Here is a 25,675-nt window from a genome sequence, read left to right on the forward strand (position 1 = left end):
GTTAATTAAATGTAAGATAAAGAATAATATGAATTATTATAACAAAAAAATGGAATTAGGAATTAGATTTTTTATAAAAAGGTCATGCTTTGAAATTTTTATTAAATTTTAAGGCATGACCTCTGATTTTTTTATATATAAATTTAAGCTTTATCAAGATTTTTTGACATAAAACTTAAATTTTCCGCCCTCTTCCATCGATTCTAAAAGTTCGTTGCCGGTTCTTTTGCACCAGGCCGTCATATCGTTTTTAGAACCGGGATCGGTTGAGATTATCTCCAAAACCTGTCCTGAACTCATCGTGTCGATTTCTTTTTTGGTCTTAACAATCGGCAATGGGCACGATAAACCGCTTGCGTCAAGAGTTTTGTTGGGGGATACTGCCATAATGTTACCTCCTTAAGAATATACATTATTAAATTTTCAAAACTTTTTCAGTTTATTACTTATTCTCAGAAAAGTCAATAAAGTTTTTACCCCCTTGCAATCTCTCAAAATTGCCGATAGAAATTTATTTTTCTGGATTCCTGCTTTCGCAGGAATGACACCCAACGGGTGAACTTTTAAAATCCCTCAAAGTCATTCCCGCGAAAGCGGGAATCCAGTATTCTTAATGCATTACAATATGTTTAACAATCTCTATCGGCAATTTTTGCAATCTTTTGTTCCATTGTTTTTATATCGGTAATCTGATATAATTGCGCTATGAATCTAAGCATACTTATATTTATAGCCGTTTTTTCCGTAGCAGTTATCGAGCTAAGCGAAGTGGCCGCAATAATATTCGTCGTCGGCGAGGATATCGGTTTATCGAGCGCTCTTGCCGGAGGAATAGCAGGATTTTTCGGCTCATTGCTCATTCTTTTTATAGGCGGCATAACCCTTATAAGATCCGTTCCCATTTCTACCGTCAAATTAATAATAGCGGTTATTCTGCTTGCCATAGGACTGTATTTTTCTTACAAATTGCTCAGTTTCATATTTTATCTGACGCCGTTTTCATCAAAATTAGGAGGAAAACCGCTTTTTAAAAAGATGGAAACCGCTTCCGTCACGCATAAAAAATGCTCGCCCAAATCCTTCTTCGTTGCCTTTAGCGCGGTTATAGTAGAGGCTTTCGAGGTCGGCGTGGTAGCCGTTCCGTTTGCAATTACGGACAATCAATGGATTCCGGTAATTTCCTCGCTTGTTATCAGCTCCTGTCTTATCTTAATCTTATCTTTACATTTAAGAAAATACTTTAAGAAGATTCCCTCTCACTGGATTAAAGGCATAGCATCCGTTTTGCTTATCAGTTTTGCAATCTACTGGGGCTTCCAGGGTTTAAAGATTAACATAGAGGACGAAGACTTAATTTTAATTATTCCTGCCGTCGGCGTGGTTTTATTTATACTTTCATTATTATTAGATAAAATTGGGTATAAAGTTAAAAACAGAAAGGGTAACTTAGCCTGAAGCGGGGGAAGTTTTCTGCTTCTTTGGATTAGGGTTGGCAGGGTTGACCTCTTTGCTCTTAGCGGGAAAATTTAAAGTTATAACTTCCTTTTCTTTGCCCAATTTTCCCAGACTCTTTCCGTTATAATTCAGGCGGATTCCGCCCGCGTTTCCTATTTTAATCCTCATGTCCTTTTTTGCCTTCCATGTTTCGACATCTCCAGGATATAACATATAAGTTTTTTGCCCTTTATCATCTATCCTGACGGCAACCCATGTTTTTTTCGTCACACTTCCTTTTAATATAACGGCGTATTTTAAAATACTTTTTTTTCTTTTCTTTAGATGCCTGCCGGGCGCTATTTTTGGGGACAAACGAAATGAAGTAACGGCTAAACCCCGATGTTTAAACTTAAAAAATTCAAAAACCTTCATGGACGCAAAAGACAAAATTATAATAACTATAGCTGCAGTTATAGTTATTATAATTCTTTTTTTAAATTTGTACGATATTTGCTTTTCTTCCTTAAACCTCATACCTAGAATATCTTCGACATTTTTATCCTTAAAACCTTCTTTAAGCTGCGGCTCCAATAGGCTGAAAGCGTATTCCTCGTCGGCTCCTACCGTTTTGCCTATTAATTTAATATACCCTTTTAATATTTGCGGCGAAGAAAATAAAGAAAAATCATTTTTCTCGATAGTTTCGATATACTGGGGTCTTATTTTTGTTATTTCGGAAATTTTGCCGTAAGTCAACCCGCTTTCTTCCCTTTTTAATTTAAAATATTCCCCTATCGTTTCCATAAGTTTGTAATATTTTTAATTATTTAATTTTTTTTAAATAATCAAACGATTTTATCCCAATCTCGCTGCTCCCGTATTGTTTGTAAATAGAATTAAAAATTACTTTTGCTTTATTATATTTTTTAAGTTTAAAATATATTATGCCTTCTTTATATTTTGCGGGAATAAAAAATACATCTATGCTTAAAGCCTTCTTGAAATTAAATAAACCGCGATTTAATCTCCCTTTGATAAAATAAAATTCTCCAAGATAATAATAAGTTAGAAAATAGTTTTTATTCAATGACTCTGAAATCAATAGCAATTTTTTTGCCTTTTCTAATTTATTTTCCTTAATGTAAATTCTTGCAAGCTGGGTATAGCTATTATAAGGCCGATTATAAAACGGGTTTTTCAATGCCATTTTTAGGTTGATTTTAGCCATTTTATAGTTATGTTTTTTTATGTAAATAAGCGCTAAGTTATAATACGCATCGGAAAATTTTTTATCTGAATCAATCGCCCTTTTCAAGTTTATTATAGCTTTACCCTCCCTATGCGTCATCATATAAACCATTCCGATAGCATTGTAATTTTTTGCCGAATACGGATTTAGTTTCTTTGCTCTGATAAATTCCTGCATCGCCTTTACATAGTTTTCATTTTGATAATACCCGACACCGAGCTTATAATAAAGGTTTGATTTAAGTTTATTCGTCTCGGAAACCTGGGACAGCCCGCAACCGTATAATACGGCGGATAAACCTGTTATTAAAAGGATTATATAAATTAATTTTAAACGATTATTTAATCTAAACATAATAAAAGAATAATATCATTAATTAAATTAAATTTAAAGTGAAAGCTCTCCGAAATATGTCATATCCCTAAACTTCTTAAACCTGTCCTTAATCTCGTCCATTTTTATTGCCAATAGCCTGTCCACCGAAAAATCCTCGACGGCAAAAGAAGCCATAATGTTTCCGAAAACAAGAGCCTTTTTTAAATTTTCGAACGACATATCGCCGGTGTTATCTATATACCCCAAAAAACCCCCCGCAAATGAATCGCCCGCCCCGGTCGGGTCTTTAATGTCTTCTAAAGGGTAAGCGGGAACAATAAAGAAATGGTCGTCTAAAAACATTGTGGCTCCGTAAGCCCCCCTTTTTAAGATTAATATTTTTGCCCCAAAATTATGTATGGCTTTAGCGGCTAAAAATATGGACGACTCACCCGTCAAAAGCCTTGCTTCCGACTCGTTTATAATAAAAATATCGGATTTTTCGATTACTTTGATAAGTTTTTCTCTTTTTCTTTCAATCCAAAAATTCATAGTATCGAGAGCAATCAATTTTGGCGAATTCATCTGGCTTAAAACATCAAACTGAATATCAGGGTCTATGTTGGCAAGAAAGAGCGTGTCATTTTTAAAGCTATGAGGCACCACCGGTTTAAAAGAAGAAAAAACCCCGAGGTCCGTTTCTAATGTTTCTGGGTCTGACAGGTCGTATCCGTATCTCCCTTCCCAGTGGAAAGTCGTCCCCTTTTCCGTCTTCAAACCGGTAATATCGATTGACTTGTCCTTAAAAATATCTAAATATGTTTGATTAAAATCGTCGCCTATTACCCCTATTATTTTCACATCGGTGAGAAACGAGGACGACAGGGAAAAAAACGAGGCCGAACCGCCGAGAATATTATTCATCTTCTTAAACGGCGTTTCGACATTATCTAAAGCTACAGAACCGACAACAGTTACAGCCATTTGCCACTCCCTAAATTAATATAAATTTTTATTCCTTAATCCCGTGTTAGAAAGATTAAGGACATTAAATATCACTTCCCGTATAAATTAAAAATAGCAAGCCTTTCCAATGTCCTTTTCGGAACATCGTTTTTTGCGGTAACTACCGCCTGCTTAAGGGACGACCCACATTCACACTCCCTTTCTTCAAAGTTCATTATCTTAACCGCTTCTTTAATTATATTTTTAGCCTTTTGGGCATTTTCGTTAAGAATCTTAAGTATCATATCGGCGCTGACATTGTCTTCCTCCTCGTGCCAGCAATCGTAATCCGTTGACATAGCAATCGTGGCATAACAAAGTTCGGCTTCTTTGGCGAGTTTAGCCTCCGTCGCATTTGTCATCCCTATGACATCGAAATTGCCGCTTTTATAGAAAAAAGATTCCGCTTTTGTGGAAAATTGCGGACCTTCGATGCAAAAATATGTCCCTTTATCATGGTAAGGCATCCCCAAAGATTTACACGAATTTACCACAACTTTTCTTAAGTGCGGACAAACGGGTTCGGCCATCGAAACATGCGCAACCAAGCCATCTCCGAAAAAGGTATTCTTTCTGTTCTTTGTGAAATCGAAAAATTGGTCGATAATAACCATATCGCCTGGCTTAATACCTCTCTTAAGGCTTCCGACCGCGCTAACGGATATAATTTTTTTAACCCCTGCCGCCTTAAGCGCATAAATATTCGCGGCATAATTTATCTCCGAAGGCAAAATTCTGTGCCCTTTTCCATGCCTTGGGATAAAGACAAGCTCTTTCCCGTCTATTTCTCCGAAAACCAATTTATCCGAAGGACTGCCGAACGGCGTGTCAAAAGACTCCTCCTTTATATTTTTTAACCCGTCCATATGGTATAATCCGCTGCCGCCGATTATTCCCAATACATCTTTACTTTCATTCATTATTTCCATACCTCCGCCCCAACCCATCGGGGGCATTATTGTGGCTTTATTATAAAATTTTTTTGTTTTTCATATAGCAGACTAACCGTTCCTTTGTATTATTATCGCCTTCTCTCACCATTATAACTTTCTTTTTTTCGATTCTTATTATCGTAGATGCGCCCCCTGTAAGTTCTCCGCCGTCTATCAGCACAATTTTTTCTTCAAATCCCTTGGAAACCCTTTTTATGCTTTCGAAATCCGCTAAACTATCTTCTCCCGAAATATTCGCGCTTGTCGCGGTTATCGGAAAGTCTATTTTGTTAAACAGCATTTCGGGAAAAGGGTGCGGCGAAATCCTCGCCCCGACAAATTCCGAATCAGAAGTAAACAAATATTTGCCGCTTATTTTAGACTTAAAAAGTATAGTTAAAGGTCCCGGCCAAAATTTTGAAATAATATCCTCTTCCTGCCTGCCGACATAAGCTATATTAATCAACATATTTAAATCTTTAACTAATACGGGAAGCGGTTTTGTAAAATCCCTTCCTTTAATATCGTAAATCATTTTTACCGCAGCGTTGTCAAGAGCATTAGCCCCTATTGCGTATGATGTTTCGGTCGGATAAATCAAAATGCCGGATGAACTTAAGTGTTTCCCGATATCTATATAATCATTTTCGGTTAAACTGTTCTGGCTATATATTTTCATTTAATATTCTTCTCTTATTTAGCGTTATTATCTTGATGGGACGAGACTATCAAATAAACCCCCGAAAGAGTAATAAATATTCCTGCCCATCTTAATAGCGGTATGGATTCATGGAGGGTAATCGCTGCAAGTATCACGGTTAAAATAACCCCGATGCTCACAAACGGATATGCCGCTGATAAGTCGATTTTCGATAACACGCTGATCCAGAAAAACATCGATATCAGATATAAAGCAATACCTATGATTACAAATTTATTCGTAAAAATAATAAGCAAAATTTTGATAATTTTCAAACAGGAGCTTAACAGGTTTAAAGGTATATTAGAACCCGTTGCGGTTAAATGGATATTTTCCTTTAAACCGTTCATTCCGTATTTCATGGAAAGCTGCGCAAAAACTCCCGTAAAAATAGAAATTGCCAGATTAACATATATGGAAGGCTTTAATTTAATTTTTGACATAAATTTTCTCCCCGCCGCCTTAAAGATAAAAACTCAGACCTGGCGGGCCGACTTTGAATTTAGTTCGTTATCCGCCTCGATGACGGATTCTTCCATTTCTTTTCTGTATTTTTTAAGTTTTTCAGTTAAGCCCGCATTATTAACGGCAAGAATGGAAACTGCTAAAAGGGCGGCATTTGTTGCCCCACTTTTACCGATGGCGGTAGTTGCCACAGGAATGCCCGAAGGCATTTGGACAATGGACAGCAAACTATCGAGGCCGTTCAGGGCGGAAGAATTAAGAGGGACGCCGATAACAGGGATTACGGTTAAAGCGGCTATGACTCCGGGGAGATGAGCGCTCATCCCTGCAGCCGCTATAATTACCTTGGTGCCGCTTTTTTCGGCAGATTCTATCAGCCCGATAGTTCTTTTAAGCGACCTGTGCGCGGATGAAACATGAATTTCAAAGGCGGTATCAAACTTTTTTAATACCTGAACCGCCCCCTCCATCTCGGTTAAATCGTTCTTAGACCCTACGATAATTAAAACTTCCATGACATCTCCCTTTTATTATGTATTAATTCTAATTATCGGTTATTGCGCAATTATCAAGCAGTAAGCTTTTATTTTTTTGTTACCGGCGATTGAACGCCATAGCCTTGCTTTGCGGCAAGATAGCCTGTGGTTCCCGCAAGACCGCCGACAAGCAGAAGCGCGCACCCTGTTAGAAAATTCATAGTAAAAAAAATTAAAAATAATAAAACCCAAAGTTTCAATCTTTTCATTTGAAATAAATATTTAAAATTAGTAAAATTAATAAAATTTTTTTATATTCTACTATATAATATTTTAAAATCAAAGGAAAATTTACTTATGCTCAAAAAAAGATATGCGCTTATATCCGTTTATGATAAAACAGGTGTTGTGGAACTTGCAACCCACCTCGAGATAGACGGTTATACCGTTATCGCGACAGGAAATACCTATAATACATTAAAATCTGCTGGAATAACGGATTTAAAAAGAATAGACGAGATAACAAATTTTCCCGAGATAATGGATGGAAGAGTTAAAACATTGCATCCCGTTATTTTTGGAGGAATTCTGTCAATCAGGGACAACGAAAACCATATAGAAGATATGAAAAAAAATAATATAAGCCCCATCGATTTCGTTGTCGTAAACCTGTATCCGTTTAAAGAAATGAAAGATAAAGATATAACATTCGAAGAAAAGCTTGAGTTTATCGATATAGGCGGCGTCTCTTTAATAAGGGCGGCGGCAAAGAACTTCAGGCATGTTTCGGTAGCGACAAGCCCTGCTTACTACCCTGATATAATAGAATTTCTTAAAAACAAACAGGAAATACCGCAAGAAATCAAAAAGGTGTTTGCATATGAGGCTTTTAAACTTACGGCAGAGTATGACAGTGAAATTTCCAATTTTTTAGGTTCAAAAAAAGAAAAAAAGGATGTAGTTTTTAAAGGAGAGTTGAATCTGAATCTTAAAAAATTATCGCCTTTAAGATACGGTGAAAATCCCCACCAAAAAGCCGCATTTTACGAGGCGGAGTTTGAAGAAGATTTAAAGGAAATTGCAGCAAACGAACAAAAGAGGGACGATTACCCCGCTTTCAAAAAGATCTCGGGAAAAGATATCTCATATAATAACCTGTTAGATATAGATTCAACCTTCAATATAATAAGGGATTTTTATGCAGCGGACGATTGGTTCTCCGTAATCGTGAAACATACCAACCCTTGCGGAGCCGCATTAAGTAAAACATCTTTAAAAGATGCATTCCTTAAGGCAAGAAAGACCGACGAGATTTCATCTTACGGAGGGATAATAGGTTTTAATAAGAAGGTGGATAAAGAAACCGCCCTCGAAATCAAGCCGTTTTTTGTTGAAATTATTTTAGCCCCGGGTTATAGCAGGGATGCCATAGAAATTTTAAAAACCAAGAAAAATACGATAATCGTCGAGTATTTTACCGATTATATTCTTAAAAGAGATAAATTTTCTTTACGGAGCGCTTCGGGCGGGGTTCTTGTTCAGGAAAAAGACGATGCGCCGGAAAATACGCTTTCTTTTAAAACGGTTACGGATAAAAAGGTGGACGATTATTTATTAAACGACCTGATTTTTGCGTGGAAGATTGCAAAACATGTCAAATCCAATGCCATAGTTTATGCGAAAGATTGCGTTACCATGGGAATCGGGGCAGGACAGATGTCGAGAATAGACAGCGCTAAATTTGCTTATCAAAAAATGAAAGATTCTTACGGGGATGTCAGGGGTTTCGTTATGGCTTCGGACGGATTTTTTCCATTTAAGGATTCCGTGGAATATGCTGGTAAGATAGGAGTTATCGGGATAATAGAACCTGGGGGGTCAATCAGGGATGACGAGGTTATCTCCGAGGCGGATAAATTAAATATCCCGATGATATTTACAAACATAAGGCATTTTAAACACTGATTTTATCTCTTAATCAAGCAATGAAAAATATTTTAGATACTCCGATGTTAAGCAATTTTCAGTTTTATCGGGCTTTGAAACATTTTTAACGGTTCCACCCACAATTTTAAATTTTAGTTAAAGGAAAGGCAAAAACATATCTATGAAAATTCTTATTATAGGTTCAGGCGGAAGGGAAAGCGCCATAATTCATGCCGTTAGAAATTCAAGGATTGATACCGAAGTGTATTGCGCCCCCGGCAATGGCGGTACATTAGATAATGCCGAAAATATAATGATAAAGCAGGATGACATAAGCGGTCTTGTTGATTTTGCAAAAAATAACAAAATAGATTTAACGATAGTAGGTCCTGAAATACCCCTGTCTCTGGGGATAGTCGATGAATTTACGGCAAACGGCCTGAAGATATTCGGTCCGAATAAAAAAGCATCCCTTTTGGAATCCTCTAAGGAATACGCCAAAGATTTCCTTAAAAGAAATTCCATAAAAACAGCGGATTACCGGTCATTTACGGATTTTACCTGCGCATCAAACTTTGTCCTGAAAAAACCTCATCCTTTAGTTATTAAGGCGAGCGGGCTTGCCGCCGGAAAAGGGGTTTTTATTTCCAACAGCGTTGAGGATTCCAAAAGTATCTTAGATTCTATTTTTAATAAAAATATTTTCGGGGAAAGCGGAGAAACGGTCATTGTCGAAGATTACTTAGACGGCTTCGAGCTTTCGTATATGGTAATTACCGACGGTATTTCTTATAAGCCTCTCGCCACCAGCATGGACTATAAAAAGATATTAGACGGGGATAATGGCGAAAATACCGGAGGAATGGGGGCCGTTTCTCCTAATCCATTCGTTTCGAGAGATTTGGAGGATAAAATTAATAAAACCATAATAGAACCTGCTTTGGAAGGGCTTAAGAAGGAAGGCGTGGATTATAAGGGCGTATTATATGCAGGGGTTATGATAAAAGGCGGCGATGTTTATGTTCTCGAATTTAATGTCAGGTTTGGAGACCCCGAAACCCAGGCGATACTCATAAGGCTTAAATCTGATATAATAGATCTGTTTCTAAGCGTGATAAATGAAAATTTAAAAGACTATACGCTTGAGTTTGACGACAATAAATCTATTTGTCTTGTTTTATCATCACTGGGCTATCCGAAAGATTATAAAACCGGCTACGAGATTTCATTCGGCAATTTGCCTAATCTATGCAGGGATAACAGCGCGGATTATTATATTTTTCATGCCGGAACAAAAAAAATAAACGAAAAATATTACACAGACGGCGGCAGGGTTTTAAATGTTTGCGTTAAAGGCAAAACGCAAGGCATCGTGGACAAGGCTTACGAAATTGCAAAAAATATAAAATTTGAAAATAAATATTATCGAAACGATATAGGGAAATCGCTTTTTAAATAAAATATTACATTACATTATGGAACATTTAATAATAGAAAGATTTAGCGATGCGCAAAGGCTTTTGGAATTAACGGCCTCGGACAGGGAGGCTATAAAGACGATAAGCAAAATATCCAGAGCCATCGAAGGCGCCTATAAAAACGGCGGAAAAATTTTTATTGCGGGAAACGGCGGTTCGGCCGCCGACGCCCAACACATAGCCGCAGAACTTGTCTCAAGGTTTTACAAAGAAAGAAGGGCGCTTCCCGCGGAAAGCCTTACCGTTAATACTTCCAATTTAACCGCAATTGCCAACGATTATGATTTTTCCAAGATATTTTCGAGGCAATTAGAGGCAAACGGCCGCAAAGGAGATATATTCTGGGGCATATCGACATCGGGAAACTCGAAAAACATAATATCGGCTATTATAAAAGCTAAAGAACTCGATATGAAGATTATCGGTTTTACGGGAAAAGACGGCGGCGAAATGGCAAATATGTGCGACTTTATAATAAAAATTCCTTCCAAGGACACGCCGAGAATACAGGAAAACCACATTCTAATCGCCCATATTATATGCGAGATAGTCGAGCTTGCTTTCGAATAAGCCGATGACGACTTCGGCAGATAAACCTGAACCTGAATCAAAAAAGGCTCAAAATTGCCGATAGAAATCTTTGAAACTGTTTCAACATATTATAAATTCTGGATTCCTGCCTACGCAGGAATGACGCCTGTTGGATGAAAAGTTAAATTCAGGGATTGTCATTCCTGCGTAGGCAGGAATCCAGAAAAGAAATTTTCTATCGGCAATTTTGGGAAAGGCTGAAATATGGATATTTTTAAAGAAAACTTAATTTCGTTTATTATACCGTTTATTAAAGAAAAAAATAAGCAGGATATTGACCCGCAAGAGGCCGAAAAACTTATTAAAACCCCGCCGGACAGTTCTTACGGAGATTATTCCGTTGCCTCTTATTATTTAACCAAATACGGTTTTAAAGGCAAAGCCGAGGATGCCGCTTCGGAACTTCTAAATTATGCGCAGGCTAATTTTGAGCAAATAAAAGATTTCTTTAACAAGATAGAAATAAAAGGTCCTTATGTTAATTTTTTTGTCCATAAAGAAAAATTTATCGGGGTTATCGTAAAAAATGTTTTAAAGCATAACAGCAACTACGGAAGAGGGCTCCCCCGCAAACCCGAAAAGGTTATTATAGACTTTTCGTCCCCGAATATAGCAAAACCTTTTGGGGTAGGACACCTGAGGTCAACCGTCATAGGAATGAGCCTTGCCAACATTTATGAATTTTGCGGGTATAATGTCTTAAAAATAAACTATCTCGGTGATTTTGGAACCCAGTTCGGCAAATTGATTACGGCATTCTGCGTTTTCAAAAAAGGGTTTCCGTTAAGCGAATTTAAAGAAAAGCCGATAGAATTTCTTTACAGGCTGTATGTTCAATATCATAAAGAAATAGAAGACCCTTCTTCTCGAAGAACGGATGCCCGCGAAAAAATAGAGGAATGGGGAGAGGAAGGGAAAATAAAGCCCGTCCTGGGCGCGGCTATGTCGTGGTATGCTTTTTTGGAAATGGATGCGCGGACAAGATTTAAAAAATTGGAATTTGCTATGGGCAAAAGCGGGAAAGGAATCGAAGATTTTTTAAAAGATAGCGAAGAAAGAGGGGGCGCGGCTAATACGAATTTGGATGCAAATCTTTCCGGCGTCGGGGGCGGCGAAGAGAACCCGTCCGAAATTTATGATAAATATACTGCGGCCATAAATATAGATTCTATAAATCCTGCCTATTGCGACAGACTCTGCGGATATGAAAATAGCAACGGCGAGGGTGAGTTAATCTTGTGGAAACTGTTCAGGGAACTTAGTATAAACGAATTTAAGCGCATATATTCTATTCTTGGCATATCATTCGATGTTTACGAGGGGGAGTCCCTGAGCGCGGAATTTGCCGGCGAAATCGTAAAAATTTTGTCGGAAAGCGGGCTGGCATCGGAAAGCGAAGGCGCCGTCATAGTGCCTTTGGAAGATATAAAAATCCCCGCTCTAATTGCGAAAAGCGACGGGACATCCCTGTATTTTTCGAGGGATATAGTTACGGCTATTTTAAGGATGGCGAAATTTCGCTACGACAAGATGATTTATGTCGTCGGTTCGGAACAATCCCTTCATTTCAACCAGCTTATCTCTGCTTTTGCGCTACTGAAAAAGGAATCGGGCAGGTTTGAAAAATACCCGCCGCTGCAAAAATATATTGCAGGTATAGGCGGCAGGCTCGTCCATGTTAAGTTCGGCAGGATAATCGGCATGTCCACCAGAAAAGGCAACCTTGTGTTTTTAGAGGATTATATCAACGAAGCGAAAGCGAAAGCTATGGAGAAATTAAGCGAAAGGACGAATGTTTCCGGCATGGATGCGGAAATAGGACTATCGCAGGAATTAAAGGAAGAAGCGGCGCTTAAAATAGGTCTGGGCGCCGTAATATTCAACGACTTAAAAACCAGGCGCAATATGGATGTCAACTTTAACTGGGATAATGTTTTATCCTTCGAGGGGCAGACAGGGCCGTATCTTCAATATACGGCGTCAAGGATAAACAGCCTTATAAGCCGGCTAACCAAAGGGGGCGGCAACGGCGCAAGTCCCGCAGAAAACGGCACAAACGATACGGCGTTTAATGCTTTTGCCGGTATTAAGGAAGCCGGAACTCCGTCAGACAACACATTTTCCGTATCCGAAAAGGATAACGACTTTAATGAAATATATCTTATCGCCAAGCAGATTTCCATTTTTAAAGACAGCATAGAAACAGCGTTAAATTTAAACGAACCGTCTATTATAAGTTCATATATTCTGGAATTAGCGTCCCTTTTTAACAAATATTATCAAAATTACAGGCTGATAGGCCGGGATTACGAATACATTAAACCCCGCCTTTATCTGCTGGCGGCAATTAAGATAGTTTTAATCAATGCCTTAAAACTTCTTTGCGTGCCGATTCTTGAAAAAATGTAATAATATAATTATGTAATGTAATTATGTAATGTATGTCAACAAACCTTGAAATAAAAGACCTGACCGTAAGATTGTATCCCAAAAAATATGCGGGCAGATATATAAATGTGATCGATTCCGTGGATTTATATGTGAACGGCGGCGAAATTGCGGCCGTCGTCGGGGAATCAGGGAGCGGCAAATCGTTTTTAGGGCTTTCCATTATGAGATTAAACCCGCCCAATGTCTCCGAAGTAGTTTCCGGTTTTGTTAAAATAAGATGTCCGGCAGAAAAAGAGGCACTGGACATTATAAGGTTAAATCCAAAAAATCTCCCCTCAGTGAGGGGCAGGTTGGTATCTATTGTATTTCAAGACCCTAATACTTCGCTAAACCCGGTCATTAAAATAGGGGAACAGATTACCGAGGCAATATTTGCCCATAAAAAAATAAGCAAACCAGAGGCAAAAGAAATTGCAATTTCTTATCTTAACCGTATGAACATCGACGGGAAGGCAAGGTTTAACGCATACCCTCATGAATTATCTGGGGGTATGAGGCAGCGGGTTATGATTGCAATGGCTATGGTGCTTAATCCCTGTTTTTTAATCGCCGACGAACCCACCACGGCGCTAGATGTTACCACATCCTTACAGGTTTTAAGCCTTATCGAAAAGATAAAACTCGAATCGAATCTGGGAATTATTTTTATAACGCACGACTTAAGCATTGCAAAAAATATATCCGATAAGATTTATGTATTTTATGCCGGACAGGTAATGGAATCCGGAAAAACGGAGGAAATTATGGATAACCCTTTGCATCCCTATACAATTTCTTTGATTAACAGCGTCCCCTCTTTAGCTGCGGATTATATGCCGAAGCAAAAGCTGTTTACGATACCGGGTTATTTGACAAGAGATGATTTTGCGGAAGGAAAATGCAGGTTTTATGCCAGATGTTTTAAAAGGGATGAAAATTGCTTAAAAAACATCCCCTTAAACGGAATAAACGGGGAAAGATTTGTCAGGTGCGTCAAATGGAAAAAGAAATAATCTTAAATGTCTTAAATCTCTCAAAACATTACAAATATTATAAGTCCATATTCGATATTAAAAGGGATGTTATTAAAGCGGTTGACGACATAACCTTCGGGGTATTTAGAAATGAGATTTTTGCGGTAGTCGGGGAAACGGGCTGCGGCAAATCCACCCTTGCTAAATTGATTACGGGTTTAATAAGCAAGACCTCCGGAGATATTTATTACGATGGAGAATTATTAGATTATAAAGATAAAAAGAAAAACTTTAGGAAAAAAATCCAAATAGTTTTTCAGGACCCCTATTCGTCGTTAAATCCAAAAAAAAAGATATATAAGATAATTTCTTATCCCGCCGTTAAGAACAATATTATCAAAAAAAAGGACAGGTCTGATTTTGCCGCATCTTTACTAAAGAATGTAGGATTGGATGAAGAAATCCTGTACGGCTATCCTCACGAATTATCGGGGGGGCAAAGGCAAAGGGTGGGAATAGCAAGAAGCCTTTCCGTAGGTCCGGAGCTTCTAATTCTCGATGAACCCGTATCCGCTCTCGATATGTCCATATCGGCGCAGGTTTTGAATCTTCTTATGGATTTACAGGCGCATGATAAGATGAGCTATATCTTTATAACCCATGATTTAAAGATAGTAAGGCATATTGCGGACAGGGTTTGCGTTATGTACGGCGGAAAAATAATGGAGATTTCACCGTCTGCGGATTTTTTTAAAGAACCTGCCCACCCTTATTCCAATATCCTTTATAATTCGATGCTGCCTTATAAGTTTAAAAAACAGTTAAATTTTACGGATTTAAACGGAAAAAACACGGCATCGGGTTTAATCGGCAAAGAAAAAGGGGCAGAAAAAGGATGCGCATATTTTAAAAAATGCTATGCTTCAAAAGAAATATGCGGGAAAAATGAACCGCCGTTAAAAGATGTCGGGGATAACAGGATGGCAAGCTGTTTTTTTCCGTTTACTCATCAGGGTCTTTAAATGTGCTGTCCTCATCTATCAGGGATAAGTGCCTAAGATTTTCGATATAATCGTCCGCCGCCTGCATCTTGCCTTCCTCTTCGGCGCGGGATTGGCAATTTATACATAAATTAGAATAAGGAATTACTTTCAGCCTTTTTTTTGAAATCGGCTCCCCGCATTCGTCGCAAACCCCGTATGTTCCTTCTTTTATTTTGAGAAGAGCATTATCTATTTCCCTTACTTTTTTTCTTTCCCTATCCCCGAGCATATATGATAGTTCACGATCTCTTTCGTTTGATGCAATATCATAGTTATCCCCCTGGTATTCGGAAGAATCTTTTGACGAACCCTCTTTAATGCTTGCATCTATCTCCTTAAAAATTGCCCTTTTCATGAGGGTCAGGGTTTCCTTTATTTCCCCGAGTTCTTTATCCGAAAACACGGCTCCGGCCGGGTGATTTTCAATTTGATTCTCCTTAAGAATAGTTTTATCTTTATCTTTTGCCGCCGATGCCTTTTTTGCAGGCACATGTTTATCCTTTGCTATTTTTTTATTTTTCATTTTCATTTCTCCGCTCAAAAAAATTTTACTTTTTAAAAATGTTGGTTTAGTATATATTTAATGAAATGTAAAAGCAAGTCTAAAGTTGAGGCCAAAGTTGAGGCCTATGGTAGAGACCTATAAGCGCGGGGAGGCAAAATAATGGAATCTATAAGAGTTTATGAATACGGCTATGACAATAAAAAAGAGGGCGGGATAAGAACGCCTTATCAAATAGACAGGGATAGAATAATCCACTCTAGCGCATTCAGGAGGCTTCGCAACAAGACTCAGGTTTTTGGGGTTTTTACTCTGGATTATTATAGAACAAGGCTTACGCATTCACTCGAGGTTTCCCAAATAGCCCGCTCCATTGCATCGAACATGAACAAAAAATACGGTTTAAATATAGATATAGACCTTATAGAGGCAATTTCCCTTGCCCACGATATAGGGCATCCCCCGTTTGGGCATGTGGGAGAATCTATTATAAATGAAAAACTAAAAGGAATTACCGATGGAGAGTGCGGTTTTGAGGCAAATGCCCAGAATATCAGAATACTTAATTTTCTCGAAAAAAAGTTTTACGACAAGGATAAAAATAAAATATATGGACTGAATCCGTCTCTAAAAACGATTGACGGAATATTAAAATATAAACTGCCCTATTATTTATCGGATAAATCGAAACATTTTATATACGACGGCGATATTTTTATACTGGAACGGCTCCACGGAAAAAGCTTTATAGAATTTATAGAAAAAAATTTTCATTATATAAATAAACATGAAAACAAAAATATTAAGGAAGAATTTTTTGAGGCTTCAAGATGCTTGGAATGCCAGATATTGAATGCCGCGGATGACATAGCGTATGCGACGCACGATTTAGAAGACGGGGTCGAGTCGAAACTTATAGGCGTAGATGGTCGTTTAAAAGTCAAAAGATATGTGAAGGAAGGCGGGTTTCTTGCCGGGGATTTAGCGGGAATAGAGTCCGGAATAGATAAATTTTTTAACGGCCTTAAGGATATATTTGGATCCTTTAACGATAACGGAAGGGCGGCGCAAACAGAACGGAGCGGAACCAGGCGGAGCCCGCATCATGCAGGTGATAACATATACCCCGCTATGTGTCGAATTAAAATAAAAACCGATTTAAAGGAATTTTTTTCAAGATACATATCTAAATTTATTTTAAACATAGATATAGAAGACAGGGAAAAATACATCGGCCGGGGCAAAAACGATTTAATTAAAAAAATCCCGCTCGATTTTAAAAACGACTCATATAAGTATAATCTTATCTGGAAAAATGAGGTTAATGTCGAGATCAAGGCGCTAAAACAAATTTCATACAGGCTTGTTATGGAAAACAAGGATATACTGTTAAACAGATATAAGGTTAAAAACATTATAGAAAAGTTATTTTGCGTATTTTCGGATAAAAACAATCTGAAGCTTTATCCCGACGATTTTCAGGAGTTATATGAAAATGGATTTTACGGCGGATTCGGAAAAAATGGATTTTATGTAATGTGCGGCGATTATATTAGCGGCATGACTGATATATATGCCGTTAAGCTGTACTCGGCGTTATTTGAAGCCAAGAGTTTTCCGGGTATTTCTTCTTCTATCGAATCGTAGTTCCTCCTTTAATGCCTTTAAAAAACGGTAAAAATTTGGTATAATTTAACTGTAAGGAAAAAGGAGGCAAAGAGGACGATAATATGATAAATATACAAACTAAAAATGATATTCAAAATATAACGGATAAAGATAGATATTTATGCGAGACATGTCCTTACATTTATGACCCCGAAAAGGGGGATCCCGAGGGCGGAATCGCCCCCGGAACGCCGTTCGAAGATATACCTGATGTTGGCTATGTCCGATATGCAAAATGGACAAGACCCATTTTGTAAAAATGTAGGGAAACGCGAATTTTATTAAATTTCTCCCCCTTCTCTTATTAAGCTAAGGCTTATTAAGGATGGGGGATAGAAACCTCGATGGCCGGCGCGGGTCGAATTATCATTTGCAATGCGAAGATAATTATGATATTATTTTGATTATTGCGCTTAATTACCGCGCTTAAAAAGGAGTAAATCAATGGCAAAATCCGAAGAGCTTGCGCTGCCTAAATATCAATGCGATGTTTGCGGATATATTTATGACCCCGAGGTTGGGGATTCCGTTGGGGGAATAGAACCTGGAACGCCGTTTGAAGATCTTCCCGACTACTGGGTTTGCCCTATTTGTGGCGCCGATAAGACCCATTTTCAACATTTTACGGGATAAAAATTTTTTCCTTGACTTTACATTAAAATATATTAATATGTTTAATATGTTTAGAATATTACCATCCAAATTATTTATATTTAAGCAAATAACATTCGTCATTATATTTTTATTTCTCGGCTTGGCATTTTTAAATAATGCCGGTTCCAGAGCCTACGGTTTTTCCTATAAAAATTTTGTCAAAACGGTTAATAAATACCGGCAGGAAGGAAATCCAAACGCAAATGTTACGGTTATCCTGTATTCTGATTACCAGTGCCCGTGGTGCAGAAAATTTGAAGAAAAAGACCTTCCATATATAATTAAGGACTATGTTAAAACAGGGAAAATCCTTATGGAATACAGAGACTTTCCGCTTACGCTGATTCATCCCTATGCTTTCAAGGCGGCAGAGTATGCGGACTGCGCGGCGACTCAGGGAAAATATTTGCAGATACGGAGTCTTTTATACCGCCGTCAAAATAATTGGAGCGCTGTAGGAGATTTATATTATTTCCTTAAAACCTATGCCAAAGGAACAATAAACCTTAAAAAATTGGAATCCTGCGTTAAAAGCGGTCTGCCTGAAAGACTTATAAAAAGCAATATGGCCGCAGGAACACGATTAAGGGTCACGGGGACGCCGACTCTTTTTATATACAGGGGGCTTATACTTTATAAAAAACTCGTAGGATACCGTCCATATTCCCAGATAAACAAAATACTCCAAAACACCGTAAAGTAAGATTTAAATTTATATATTTCCCGTAATATAAATATGTTTATCCCCGCTGTTATCGGGAATATTCTTGAAACCCTTTATAAATTTGGAAACTAGCATCTCCGTTTTAACAAGCGCCTCTTCTATTTTTAAACCTTTCGCAAGATATGCCGTTAAGGCTGCGGAAAAAGCGCACCCTGTGCCGTGAATTTTTTTATCTAATTCAATTCTTTCGCTTTCGTTAACAAAAAAGTGGTTTCCCGAATCCAGTATGATGTTGTATATTTTGCCTTTATTAAGATTTGCGTTAATATGCGACCCTTTTATTATAATGTTCTTAATCCCCGGCATATTTTCTTTAATTCTTTTCGCCGCCTTTTTCATTCCGTTTAAATTATCAATCTTTTCTCCTGAAATCAATTCCGCCTCCATGATATTCGGAGTGATAACCGTTGCAAGTTTAAATAACGGCATTAAAAAATCGGGATAACTGCTATCCTTCATTATAAGCCTTTTATTAGAGGTTGAAATATGCACGGGATCTATTACGACAATCTTGACCGTATATTTATTCAGGTATTTGCTTAATGTCAAGCTTTGCTCTTCACAGGCTATAAGCCCTGTTTTGACGGCATCAACTTTGAAATAATCAAAAACGGCCTTAAGCTCCATATCGAAAAAACCTTCCGAAACCGGCATTATCCCGTAGATGTTATCGGGATTTTGCGCCGTCATAGCGGTTATTGCCGACAGCCCAAATATTTTAAGCCTTGAAAATATTTTGGCATCCGATGTTATTCCAGCCCCGCCCGAACCGTCAAAACCCGCTACCGATAAAGCCTTTATCATTTTTTCACCTTTTCACCGACCAGACCCATAATTAAAAATTCCTCTCATCTTAACTTAAGCTTGTAATCCCTTATGTCTTTAAAAATATTCATTACTTCGCTTGCGCTTCTTGTATTTAAAATATCCGCCTTTTTTGCCCAACCCTTTCTGGCGGCATTTACCCCGTAACCGGCAAAATAAATGCTTGAAACATTGTGGGCGTCTGGATTTATCGCGATTAGCACCGATTTTGAAACTGCCTCTTTAATGTGTCTCCAATCGATGTCAAGCCGCTTTGGATTGGCGTTTAACTCGATAATAGTTCTATATTTTGAGGCGTAATCCAATACTTTTGAAACATTCACGGCATACCCTTTTCTTTCCAAAAGCAGCCTCCCCGTTAAGTGCCCTATCATGGTAGTATATGGATTCTTAACCGCATTTATGATTCTTTCCGTCATCTGGGCTTCGGGCATATTAAATTTAGAGTGAACCGACGCTATGACGAAATCAAGCATGGAAAGCGTTTCGTCATCGTAATCCAGACCGCCGTCCGCCAGTATGTCGGATTCTATTCCCTTGAAAATTTTAATTTTGCCCTTATATTTATCATTTAGCCTGTCTATATACTCAATTTGGGATCCTAAATTCGACCTGTCAAGCCCGTTGGCGTAATGCGCCGAAACCGAATGATCCGAAATTCCGACATATTTATAGCCGTTTTTCAAGGAAGCTTTTACCATATCCTCTAAGCTGTCTTTTCCATCAGTATATGTGGTATGAACATGAAAAATACCCTGCAAATCCTTTTCTTCGACAAGTTCGGGGATGCCGCGGCTCAAGGCGGCATCAATCTCGCCCGTGCCTTCTCTTAATTCGGGTGGAATAAACTGCATTCCAAACACATTATAAAATTCGATTTCATTTGCAACCTTAACTTTATTGGAGGCATTGTCAATGCCTCTATCTCTAAATATTCCGTATTCGTTTATTTTATAGCCGTCTTTTTTTACCAATGTCCTTAGCTCCTCATTGTGAAGCTTGGAGCCGGTAAAGTGGTGAAGGGCATACACGAAATCCTCGTCTTGAACTATACGCAAATCGACATGGATGCCGCTTTTTAAAATAACGCTGATTTTGGTTTCTCCCGTGGATTCAATCCTTAAAACCTTATCGTAATTTACAAATCTTTCCGTAAAGACTTGTTTGTCTTTTTCCTTGACCGAAGCAACAATATCTATATCCCCCACCGTTTCCATCTTCCTTCTCAATGAACCGGCTATCGCAATAACACCTGCAAGTTTATAAGGCGTATTTTTCAAATAATCTACAAAGGCCGAAGCCTCTTCCTGAGCAAAAACATATAAAAATCTCTGGCTGAATGTCCTGTATTCTTCAATAGATTCCTTTAAATTTTCTATCGTTTTTTCGCCAAAACCATGCATTTTTGTCAGTTTATTCGATAAAATCGCGTTATAAAGGCCGTCTATACTCTTTATATGGAAATTTTCATATAGCATATTTGCCTTTTTTGGCCCCAATCCTCTTAGCTTAATTAACTCTAATACTCCCTGAGGGATTGAACCTGCAAGCTCGTCATAATAGGCAAGATGTCCTGTTTTTATAAGCTCCTTTATTTTTAAAGAAAGATCCTTCCCAATTCCCGGAATATTAATTAAACCGTTTTCTCCTGCTATATCCGAGAGGCTTTCGCCCAGCTGATTAATAACGCGCGACGCATTTAAATAAGCGCGTATCTTGAAAGGATTTTCCCCCTTTATTTCGAGAATCTCGGCAATTTGCTCGAAAACCCTTGCAATTTCACTATTTGTCATAATATTCTAATTTTGACGGCATCTTTTTTGATGACATTTTTAATAACATTGTAAAATTTATTGTTATAATATATAATAAAAGGGTAAAAAGAAGCAAATAAATATATATTCTAATAACTATATAATATAAACTAATCTATGGGGCTTTTATATAATTTTATTCAATTTATTTTCAGCGCTTTAAATTTTATTCTCTGGGCTTATATGTGGATAATTATAATAAAAGCCCTGCTTTCCTGGGTCAATCCCGATCCGTATAATCCCATAGTCCGGTTTATAAATGATATTACGGAGCCGGTTTTAGAAAAAGTAAGAATAATATTGCCGCTGGGAAATGTTATGGCTTTTGATTTATCTCCGATTATAGTAATTTTAATAATATATTTTATTCAATATATTTTACGGTATGTCGAATATTATTATGTATTGCCTTTAATGTTCACTAATTATTTACGCTGACATTAATTAAGTTATGTTATATTATAATTAACTGGCCGCGCAGTGAAATTTAATTTATTAATTTGTCCAACTAAATTTAAAAAACAGGGGGGAGCGGCATGGAACTTTCTCCATTAGAAATTAGGTCACAAAAGTTTTCGAAAAAGATTAAAGGATATGATGTAACCGAGGTCGAAAATTTTCTTGACATCGTATCGAAAGACTTGGAAAAGCTTTACGGAGAATACTACAACTTAAAAGAAGAACTTGTTAAGAAGAACCAGGAGATTGCGGATTATAAGGAAAAAGACAAGTCCATAAGCGAGGCAATTCTCATGGTCCAATCCGTTTCAGGTGACATAAAAAAAGCGGCAATTTCCGAAGCAGAAAGCATTAAAAATAATGCGCTTATCGATGCAAAAAAAATAATAGGCGGCGCCAATGCGAAATACATTGAAATAGTAAATAATATTAATGATTTATTAAACAAAAGACTTATAATAATCAGCTCTATAAAAAATCTGCTTTCTACAAATATTAATCTAATCGAACAGGAAGCAAGAAGAAAAGTCGAAATTTCTTTTATTCCAGAGCAAGTAAAATTTGAAAATGCGGGTAATAACGGAAACACTAATGAAAATGAAAACACTTTAAAAGAACCTGCTGAGCCTGCTGAACCGGAACCTGTTCTTGTCCGGGAAGACAAACAAATAGAAAAGCAAATACGGGAAGATGTGGAGCAGGAAGACAACGAACTTTTCGAAAGCAATAACGAGCCGCCTAAAAATAAAGAACCTGAAGAAAAAGACGAAAGAAAAGATTTGGAAAAAGATTTAGACGAGTTATTGAAAGGCGTAAACAAATTTTCCCTTTAAAGCGAAAAAGGTTCAAGCCGCCCGCAGCCGTATATATTTTTTCGTTATATTAATCTTGCATTTATAGCCAGTTATGCGGCAAAACGGTTATTATACCGAGAATAACCATTGCCGCGCTTAAAAGTCCTACTCCCGCAAGCGCCGGTTTGGAATAAGCATAATCTCCGAGAATTTTTTTATTTCCGGCAAGCGCTATTAAAAAACCTAAAACAACGGGAAGAATGAATCCGTTAAATGCTTCCACATCCACCATTATAGTGACAAGCGGAAGGCCCGGAATAAGAACAAGCATAGCCGAAATAAAAATTAACGCGACATATACGAAGTAAAAGATTTTTGCCTCGCTAAATTTATGATTCAGGCTGTGTTTGTACCCCCATGTCTCGCCTGCCGCCCATGTAAAAGCCATAGAAACCACAAAGGCGGCAAGCAGGCTTGAACTGTAAAGCCCTATTGCAAAAAGAAGCCCTGCATATTTCCCCGCCAAAGGTATTAAAGATGTTCCGATTGCTTGTGCCGTTGAGGGTTTAATGCCTGCCTTAAACAATGTAGCTGCGGTCATAACTATTACCGCAATCATAAGAATCTGCGTTGCTATACTGCCAATCAAAGTGTCCGTTTCGGCCAGCTTGACATCTTTTTTGCATAAATTTTTATCGACCGTCGCGCTTTGCTGATAATAAATCATCCACGGCATTATGACGGCGCCTGCATTTGCGGCTATGAGCCAGATATAATCTTTATTATGTAACGGCTGCTTTGCAAATAAACCGTTAAAAATTATTTCATGGATATCGGGGTGGGCAAAAATTGCAGCAGGTATAAATACGAATCCGGATAAAGAAAAAATAAGAGCTATATTCTCGGCTTTTTTATAACTTCCGGTAAAAACCACGAAAAGCAGTATTAAAAAACTAATTCCAACCGTATAAACCTTTGGTATTCCAAATATTTCCCCGCTTGCGGCAATTCCCGAAAACTCGGTTATCAACGCGGAAAAAACGACAAGAAAAAGTGTTATTGTGGCAAACATAGCCCACTTTTCACCGTAAAATTCTCTTATAAGTTCTCCATGCCCCTTTCTGGTAACACAGCCAAGCCTCGAGGTCATGGATTGAACAAGATAAAGTATAGGAATTAAAAGGATTTGAAGCGGTATTAGTTTATATCCCCAGTTAGCCCCTGAAACACCCGCCGTTGTGATAGAGCCTGCATCCATATCCGCTATCATAACAATAAATCCCGGTCCTAAAACCTTAAAAAAATGGAGTGTCCTGTAAAAAATTCTTTTATATCTATATCTATGCCTTTTTCTGCTTCTTTCTCCCCCGCCCTCTTTTTCCGTTATATTTTCTTTAACGCCGTTATCTTTTGTCACCCTGTTGTTCATTGAATTAGAAACTCCTTCTAAAATTTTCCGAAGGAAAATTTTCTTTATTGGAATATGTCATAACGGATAAAATACATTACTAAAATTGTAATGTATTTTCCCTTTTAAGTATTATATAATTATTTTTATTTGTCAAGGAAAAAAAATTTAATATAATTTGGTAAATTTTTTTATTTGTGATATACTTTTATTGTAAATATTGATTTCACCATAGCACCGCATATAATATAATATAATTTTAAAGGCTTAATAAGATTTAACCTAAACATTAAAAATGAAAATACTGCTTATTCAACCGGATAATAAAAACACTATCGGACTTAACAATGTCGCTTTAATCGAGCCGACGGGCCTTGAAGCGATTGCCGGAAGCTTTTTGAAAGACGGTCATAATGTTCATATAGTGGATTTAAGGGCCGTAAATAATAACGCCGATAAGTATTTAGAAGATGCGATAAAAGAATTCAAACCAGATGTTTTTGGCTTTTCATGCTCATTTACCCCTGATGTTTATAGAACGATAGAACTTGCAAAAAGGGTAAAAAACGATTATGGGGCAAGGTTTGTTTTTATCGGCGGACATCATGTTTCCGTTTATCCTGTGGATTTTAATATAAAAGAAATCGATGCAATAGTTATAGGGGAGGGTGAGCAAACTGCCGTCGAACTCGTAAGGGCTTTTTCCTCAAATACTCCATTATCTTTGATTAAAGGCATCATTTACAATGAGAACGGCAGTCAAATAAAGACCGAGCCCCGCGAATTAATTAAGAACATAAACGAGCTTCCGTTTTTTGCAAGGAATCTTACCCGTGAATATAGAAAAAATTACTATCTCGGTATAAGAACATCGTTAGCCTGCCTTGAAACCGCAAGGGGCTGTCCCTTCAAATGCGATTTTTGCAGCGTCTGGAATTTTTACAGGGGTTCTTACAGGTCTAAGTCTCCCGAACGGGTTGTTGCTGAACTCAAAGAAATTAAAGACGATTATATTTTAGTCACAGACGATAACTTTTTTAGCGATGTTAAAAGGGCTAAAAGAATAGGCGAGCTTCTAAAAAAGGAAAAAATTCATAAATTATACACAATTCAAGCGCGAAGCGATACTATCGTTAAACACCCCGAACTCATTTCTCAGTGGAAAGAATTGGGGCTTTCCAACATTTTCATAGGTTTTGAAAGCGTCGATGACGAAAAGCTTAACAGCATTAACAAAAGCAACTCTTCTCTTAATAATGAAAAAGCTTATTACATCGCCAAAGAGCATGATGTAGCCGTCACGGCTTCATTTATAGTTTCCCCCGACTTTACAAATTTAGATTTCAAAAAATTAATCGATTTTGTAAAAAGGCTTAAGATAAGCGTTCCCGCTTTTTCGGTTCTCACGCCTCTTCCCGGAACCAAGCTGTATGATAAACTTAAGGAAAAGTTGACAATGCTCGATTATAATTATTTTGATCTTTTTCATCCCGTTTTAGACACTTATTTATCTAAAGCCGAATTCTTTAAAGAATTTTCAAATCTTTACAAGGCTTCATATAAGTCCTTGAATTTAAGGGCTAACGATGTCTTATTCGTTATAAAATATCTCATAACGGGCAAGATGCCTTTGAATCATATGTTTAAACTAAAAAAGTCCATGAAATTACTATCGACTCCATCCACATATGAAAAATGTTTGCTTGCGAATAACGCAAGTTAGTCTAAAGCCCCTCATTAAAACTTTTAAAGACGCCGCTTTATAAATTATTGCAAAATTAATTATTGCAAAATTATTTTTCAAAT

25 protein-coding genes and 1 pseudogene are annotated in these 25,675 nt (G+C 37.5%); 14 read left to right on the forward strand and 12 right to left on the reverse strand.

The genetic code is table 11. The annotated features are described in order from the left end of the window. Positions 1-153: 153 nt before the first annotated feature. A complete protein-coding gene (locus EVJ47_01005) occupies positions 154-387 on the reverse strand; it encodes a sulfurtransferase TusA family protein (GenBank protein RZD14894.1) in 234 nt (77 codons plus the stop codon). Between the two features lie 318 nt (positions 388-705). On the opposite strand from EVJ47_01005, the gene EVJ47_01010 reads away from it, so the two are divergent. Further along, on the forward strand, positions 706-1,455 hold the full coding sequence (locus EVJ47_01010) for a hypothetical protein (GenBank protein ID RZD14895.1): 750 nt from the start codon (positions 706-708) through the stop codon (positions 1,453-1,455). Here the strand turns inward: EVJ47_01010 and EVJ47_01015 are convergent. The 7 genes from EVJ47_01015 to purE all read right to left on the reverse strand — a co-directional run bounded on the left by EVJ47_01015 (position 1,447) and on the right by purE (position 6,618). Continuing rightward, positions 1,447-2,241: a helix-turn-helix domain-containing protein gene (locus tag EVJ47_01015; protein ID RZD14896.1), complete on the reverse strand. Its 795-nt coding sequence runs from the start codon at positions 2,239-2,241 to the stop codon at positions 1,447-1,449. The genes EVJ47_01010 and EVJ47_01015 overlap by 9 nt on opposite strands. A 19-nt stretch (positions 2,242-2,260) precedes the next feature. Continuing rightward, positions 2,261-3,040, reverse strand: coding sequence for a tetratricopeptide repeat protein (locus EVJ47_01020; protein ID RZD14897.1), 780 nt, complete (start codon positions 3,038-3,040; stop codon positions 2,261-2,263). A gap of 33 nt (positions 3,041-3,073) precedes the next feature. Next, the gene (locus EVJ47_01025) at positions 3,074-3,985 is read right to left on the reverse strand and encodes a sugar kinase (GenBank protein RZD14898.1); all 912 of its coding nucleotides are present in this window, start codon (positions 3,983-3,985) and stop codon (positions 3,074-3,076) included. 71 nt (positions 3,986-4,056) lie between these two features. Next, positions 4,057-4,926 (reverse strand): S-methyl-5'-thioadenosine phosphorylase, encoded by an 870-nt coding sequence (mtnP, locus tag EVJ47_01030; GenBank protein RZD14899.1) that lies wholly within the window; start codon positions 4,924-4,926, stop codon positions 4,057-4,059. A gap of 49 nt (positions 4,927-4,975) precedes the next feature. Next, positions 4,976-5,617, reverse strand: a complete 642-nt coding sequence (locus EVJ47_01035) for a threonylcarbamoyl-AMP synthase (protein RZD14900.1) — start codon at positions 5,615-5,617, stop codon at positions 4,976-4,978. A 14-nt stretch (positions 5,618-5,631) separates the two neighbouring features. Then, a complete protein-coding gene (locus tag EVJ47_01040) occupies positions 5,632-6,081 on the reverse strand; it encodes a hypothetical protein (GenBank protein RZD14901.1) in 450 nt (149 codons plus the stop codon). A 33-nt stretch (positions 6,082-6,114) separates the two neighbouring features. Beyond that, positions 6,115-6,618: a 5-(carboxyamino)imidazole ribonucleotide mutase gene (purE, locus tag EVJ47_01045; GenBank protein RZD14902.1), complete on the reverse strand. Its 504-nt coding sequence runs from the start codon at positions 6,616-6,618 to the stop codon at positions 6,115-6,117. Positions 6,619-6,936: 318 nt separating this feature from the next. On the opposite strand from purE, the gene purH reads away from it, so the two are divergent. The 6 genes from purH to EVJ47_01075 all read left to right on the forward strand — a co-directional run bounded on the left by purH (position 6,937) and on the right by EVJ47_01075 (position 15,000). Further along, a complete protein-coding gene (gene purH / locus EVJ47_01050; GenBank protein ID RZD14903.1) occupies positions 6,937-8,544 on the forward strand; it encodes a bifunctional phosphoribosylaminoimidazolecarboxamide formyltransferase/IMP cyclohydrolase in 1,608 nt (535 codons plus the stop codon). Between the two features lie 142 nt (positions 8,545-8,686). Beyond that, positions 8,687-9,964 carry a phosphoribosylamine--glycine ligase gene (gene purD / locus EVJ47_01055; protein ID RZD14904.1) on the forward strand — a complete coding sequence of 426 codons (1,278 nt, stop codon included), beginning with the start codon at positions 8,687-8,689 and terminating at the stop codon, positions 9,962-9,964. Between the two features lie 16 nt (positions 9,965-9,980). Beyond that, a complete protein-coding gene (locus EVJ47_01060; protein RZD14905.1) occupies positions 9,981-10,553 on the forward strand; it encodes an SIS domain-containing protein in 573 nt (190 codons plus the stop codon). Positions 10,554-10,778: 225 nt separating this feature from the next. Continuing rightward, positions 10,779-12,983 (forward strand): arginine--tRNA ligase, encoded by a 2,205-nt coding sequence (gene argS, locus EVJ47_01065; protein RZD14906.1) that lies wholly within the window; start codon positions 10,779-10,781, stop codon positions 12,981-12,983. Between the two features lie 32 nt (positions 12,984-13,015). Continuing rightward, a complete protein-coding gene (locus EVJ47_01070; GenBank protein ID RZD14907.1) occupies positions 13,016-14,017 on the forward strand; it encodes an ABC transporter ATP-binding protein in 1,002 nt (333 codons plus the stop codon). After that, entirely contained in the window at positions 14,002-15,000 is a 999-nt protein-coding gene (locus tag EVJ47_01075; protein ID RZD14908.1) for an ABC transporter ATP-binding protein, read from the forward strand. The genes EVJ47_01070 and EVJ47_01075 overlap by 16 nt, the downstream gene beginning before the upstream one ends. Here the strand turns inward: EVJ47_01075 and EVJ47_01080 are convergent. After that, a complete protein-coding gene (locus EVJ47_01080; protein RZD15530.1) occupies positions 14,981-15,376 on the reverse strand; it encodes a TraR/DksA family transcriptional regulator in 396 nt (131 codons plus the stop codon). The two genes, EVJ47_01075 and EVJ47_01080, sit on opposite strands and share 20 nt — an antisense overlap. Positions 15,377-15,685: 309 nt before the next feature. On the opposite strand from EVJ47_01080, the gene dgt reads away from it, so the two are divergent. From dgt to EVJ47_01100, 4 genes and pseudogenes are all read left to right on the forward strand, one after another. Beyond that, positions 15,686-17,170, forward strand: coding sequence for a dNTP triphosphohydrolase (gene dgt, locus EVJ47_01085; protein RZD14909.1), 1,485 nt, complete (start codon positions 15,686-15,688; stop codon positions 17,168-17,170). Between the two features lie 83 nt (positions 17,171-17,253). Further along, a pseudogene (locus tag EVJ47_01090) lies at positions 17,254-17,456 on the forward strand (rubredoxin). 203 nt (positions 17,457-17,659) lie between these two features. Continuing rightward, positions 17,660-17,824 carry a rubredoxin gene (locus EVJ47_01095; protein ID RZD15531.1) on the forward strand — a complete coding sequence of 55 codons (165 nt, stop codon included), beginning with the start codon at positions 17,660-17,662 and terminating at the stop codon, positions 17,822-17,824. A gap of 37 nt (positions 17,825-17,861) precedes the next feature. Continuing rightward, complete coding sequence (locus EVJ47_01100) at positions 17,862-18,548, forward strand: hypothetical protein (GenBank protein RZD14910.1); 687 nt, start codon at positions 17,862-17,864, stop codon at positions 18,546-18,548. A 9-nt stretch (positions 18,549-18,557) separates the two neighbouring features. On the opposite strand, the gene EVJ47_01105 is transcribed toward EVJ47_01100, so the two are convergent. Further along, on the reverse strand, positions 18,558-19,373 hold the full coding sequence (locus EVJ47_01105; protein RZD14911.1) for a hydroxymethylpyrimidine/phosphomethylpyrimidine kinase: 816 nt from the start codon (positions 19,371-19,373) through the stop codon (positions 18,558-18,560). Between the two features lie 44 nt (positions 19,374-19,417). Next, positions 19,418-21,187 (reverse strand): DNA polymerase/3'-5' exonuclease PolX, encoded by a 1,770-nt coding sequence (polX, locus tag EVJ47_01110; GenBank protein ID RZD14912.1) that lies wholly within the window; start codon positions 21,185-21,187, stop codon positions 19,418-19,420. A gap of 138 nt (positions 21,188-21,325) precedes the next feature. On the opposite strand from polX, the gene EVJ47_01115 reads away from it, so the two are divergent. Further along, positions 21,326-21,646, forward strand: coding sequence for a YggT family protein (locus EVJ47_01115; GenBank protein RZD14913.1), 321 nt, complete (start codon positions 21,326-21,328; stop codon positions 21,644-21,646). Positions 21,647-21,744: 98 nt separating this feature from the next. Then, the gene (locus EVJ47_01120; protein RZD14914.1) at positions 21,745-22,500 is read left to right on the forward strand and encodes a DivIVA domain-containing protein; all 756 of its coding nucleotides are present in this window, start codon (positions 21,745-21,747) and stop codon (positions 22,498-22,500) included. A 61-nt stretch (positions 22,501-22,561) separates the two neighbouring features. Here EVJ47_01120 and EVJ47_01125 read toward each other — a convergent pair whose 3' ends face one another. Beyond that, positions 22,562-23,890: a divalent metal cation transporter gene (locus tag EVJ47_01125; GenBank protein ID RZD14915.1), complete on the reverse strand. Its 1,329-nt coding sequence runs from the start codon at positions 23,888-23,890 to the stop codon at positions 22,562-22,564. A 274-nt stretch (positions 23,891-24,164) separates the two neighbouring features. Here EVJ47_01125 and EVJ47_01130 point away from each other — a divergent pair, with 274 nt between their 5' ends. Continuing rightward, positions 24,165-25,592: a radical SAM protein gene (locus EVJ47_01130; GenBank protein RZD14916.1), complete on the forward strand. Its 1,428-nt coding sequence runs from the start codon at positions 24,165-24,167 to the stop codon at positions 25,590-25,592. Positions 25,593-25,675: the final 83 nt, after the last annotated feature.

Origin of the sequence: Candidatus Acidulodesulfobacterium ferriphilum (assembly GCA_004195035.1) — a bacterium.
Lineage (GTDB): Bacteria > SZUA-79 > SZUA-79 > Acidulodesulfobacterales > Acidulodesulfobacteraceae > Acidulodesulfobacterium > Acidulodesulfobacterium ferriphilum.

Bases quoted from the DNA above. Each gene is read 5' to 3' on its own strand.
- EVJ47_01005 (RZD14894.1), bottom strand. From the start codon at position 387: ATGGCAGTATCCCCCAACAAAACTCTTGACGCAAGCGGTTTATCGTGC.
- EVJ47_01010 (RZD14895.1), top strand. From the start codon at position 706: ATGAATCTAAGCATACTTATATTTATAGCCGTTTTTTCCGTAGCAGTT.
- EVJ47_01015 (RZD14896.1), bottom strand. From the start codon at position 2,241: ATGGAAACGATAGGGGAATATTTTAAATTAAAAAGGGAAGAAAGCGGG.
- EVJ47_01020 (RZD14897.1), bottom strand. From the start codon at position 3,040: ATGTTTAGATTAAATAATCGTTTAAAATTAATTTATATAATCCTTTTA.
- EVJ47_01025 (RZD14898.1), bottom strand. From the start codon at position 3,985: ATGGCTGTAACTGTTGTCGGTTCTGTAGCTTTAGATAATGTCGAAACG.
- mtnP (RZD14899.1), bottom strand. From the start codon at position 4,926: ATGAATGAAAGTAAAGATGTATTGGGAATAATCGGCGGCAGCGGATTA.
- EVJ47_01035 (RZD14900.1), bottom strand. From the start codon at position 5,617: ATGAAAATATATAGCCAGAACAGTTTAACCGAAAATGATTATATAGAT.
- EVJ47_01040 (RZD14901.1), bottom strand. From the start codon at position 6,081: ATGTCAAAAATTAAATTAAAGCCTTCCATATATGTTAATCTGGCAATT.
- purE (RZD14902.1), bottom strand. From the start codon at position 6,618: ATGGAAGTTTTAATTATCGTAGGGTCTAAGAACGATTTAACCGAGATG.
- purH (RZD14903.1), top strand. From the start codon at position 6,937: ATGCTCAAAAAAAGATATGCGCTTATATCCGTTTATGATAAAACAGGT.
- purD (RZD14904.1), top strand. From the start codon at position 8,687: ATGAAAATTCTTATTATAGGTTCAGGCGGAAGGGAAAGCGCCATAATT.
- EVJ47_01060 (RZD14905.1), top strand. From the start codon at position 9,981: ATGGAACATTTAATAATAGAAAGATTTAGCGATGCGCAAAGGCTTTTG.
- argS (RZD14906.1), top strand. From the start codon at position 10,779: ATGGATATTTTTAAAGAAAACTTAATTTCGTTTATTATACCGTTTATT.
- EVJ47_01070 (RZD14907.1), top strand. From the start codon at position 13,016: ATGTCAACAAACCTTGAAATAAAAGACCTGACCGTAAGATTGTATCCC.
- EVJ47_01075 (RZD14908.1), top strand. From the start codon at position 14,002: ATGGAAAAAGAAATAATCTTAAATGTCTTAAATCTCTCAAAACATTAC.
- EVJ47_01080 (RZD15530.1), bottom strand. From the start codon at position 15,376: ATGAAAAGGGCAATTTTTAAGGAGATAGATGCAAGCATTAAAGAGGGT.
- dgt (RZD14909.1), top strand. From the start codon at position 15,686: ATGGAATCTATAAGAGTTTATGAATACGGCTATGACAATAAAAAAGAG.
- EVJ47_01100 (RZD14910.1), top strand. From the start codon at position 17,862: ATGTTTAATATGTTTAGAATATTACCATCCAAATTATTTATATTTAAG.
- EVJ47_01105 (RZD14911.1), bottom strand. From the start codon at position 19,373: ATGATAAAGGCTTTATCGGTAGCGGGTTTTGACGGTTCGGGCGGGGCT.
- polX (RZD14912.1), bottom strand. From the start codon at position 21,187: ATGACAAATAGTGAAATTGCAAGGGTTTTCGAGCAAATTGCCGAGATT.
- EVJ47_01115 (RZD14913.1), top strand. From the start codon at position 21,326: ATGGGGCTTTTATATAATTTTATTCAATTTATTTTCAGCGCTTTAAAT.
- EVJ47_01120 (RZD14914.1), top strand. From the start codon at position 21,745: ATGGAACTTTCTCCATTAGAAATTAGGTCACAAAAGTTTTCGAAAAAG.
- EVJ47_01125 (RZD14915.1), bottom strand. From the start codon at position 23,890: ATGAACAACAGGGTGACAAAAGATAACGGCGTTAAAGAAAATATAACG.
- EVJ47_01130 (RZD14916.1), top strand. From the start codon at position 24,165: ATGAAAATACTGCTTATTCAACCGGATAATAAAAACACTATCGGACTT.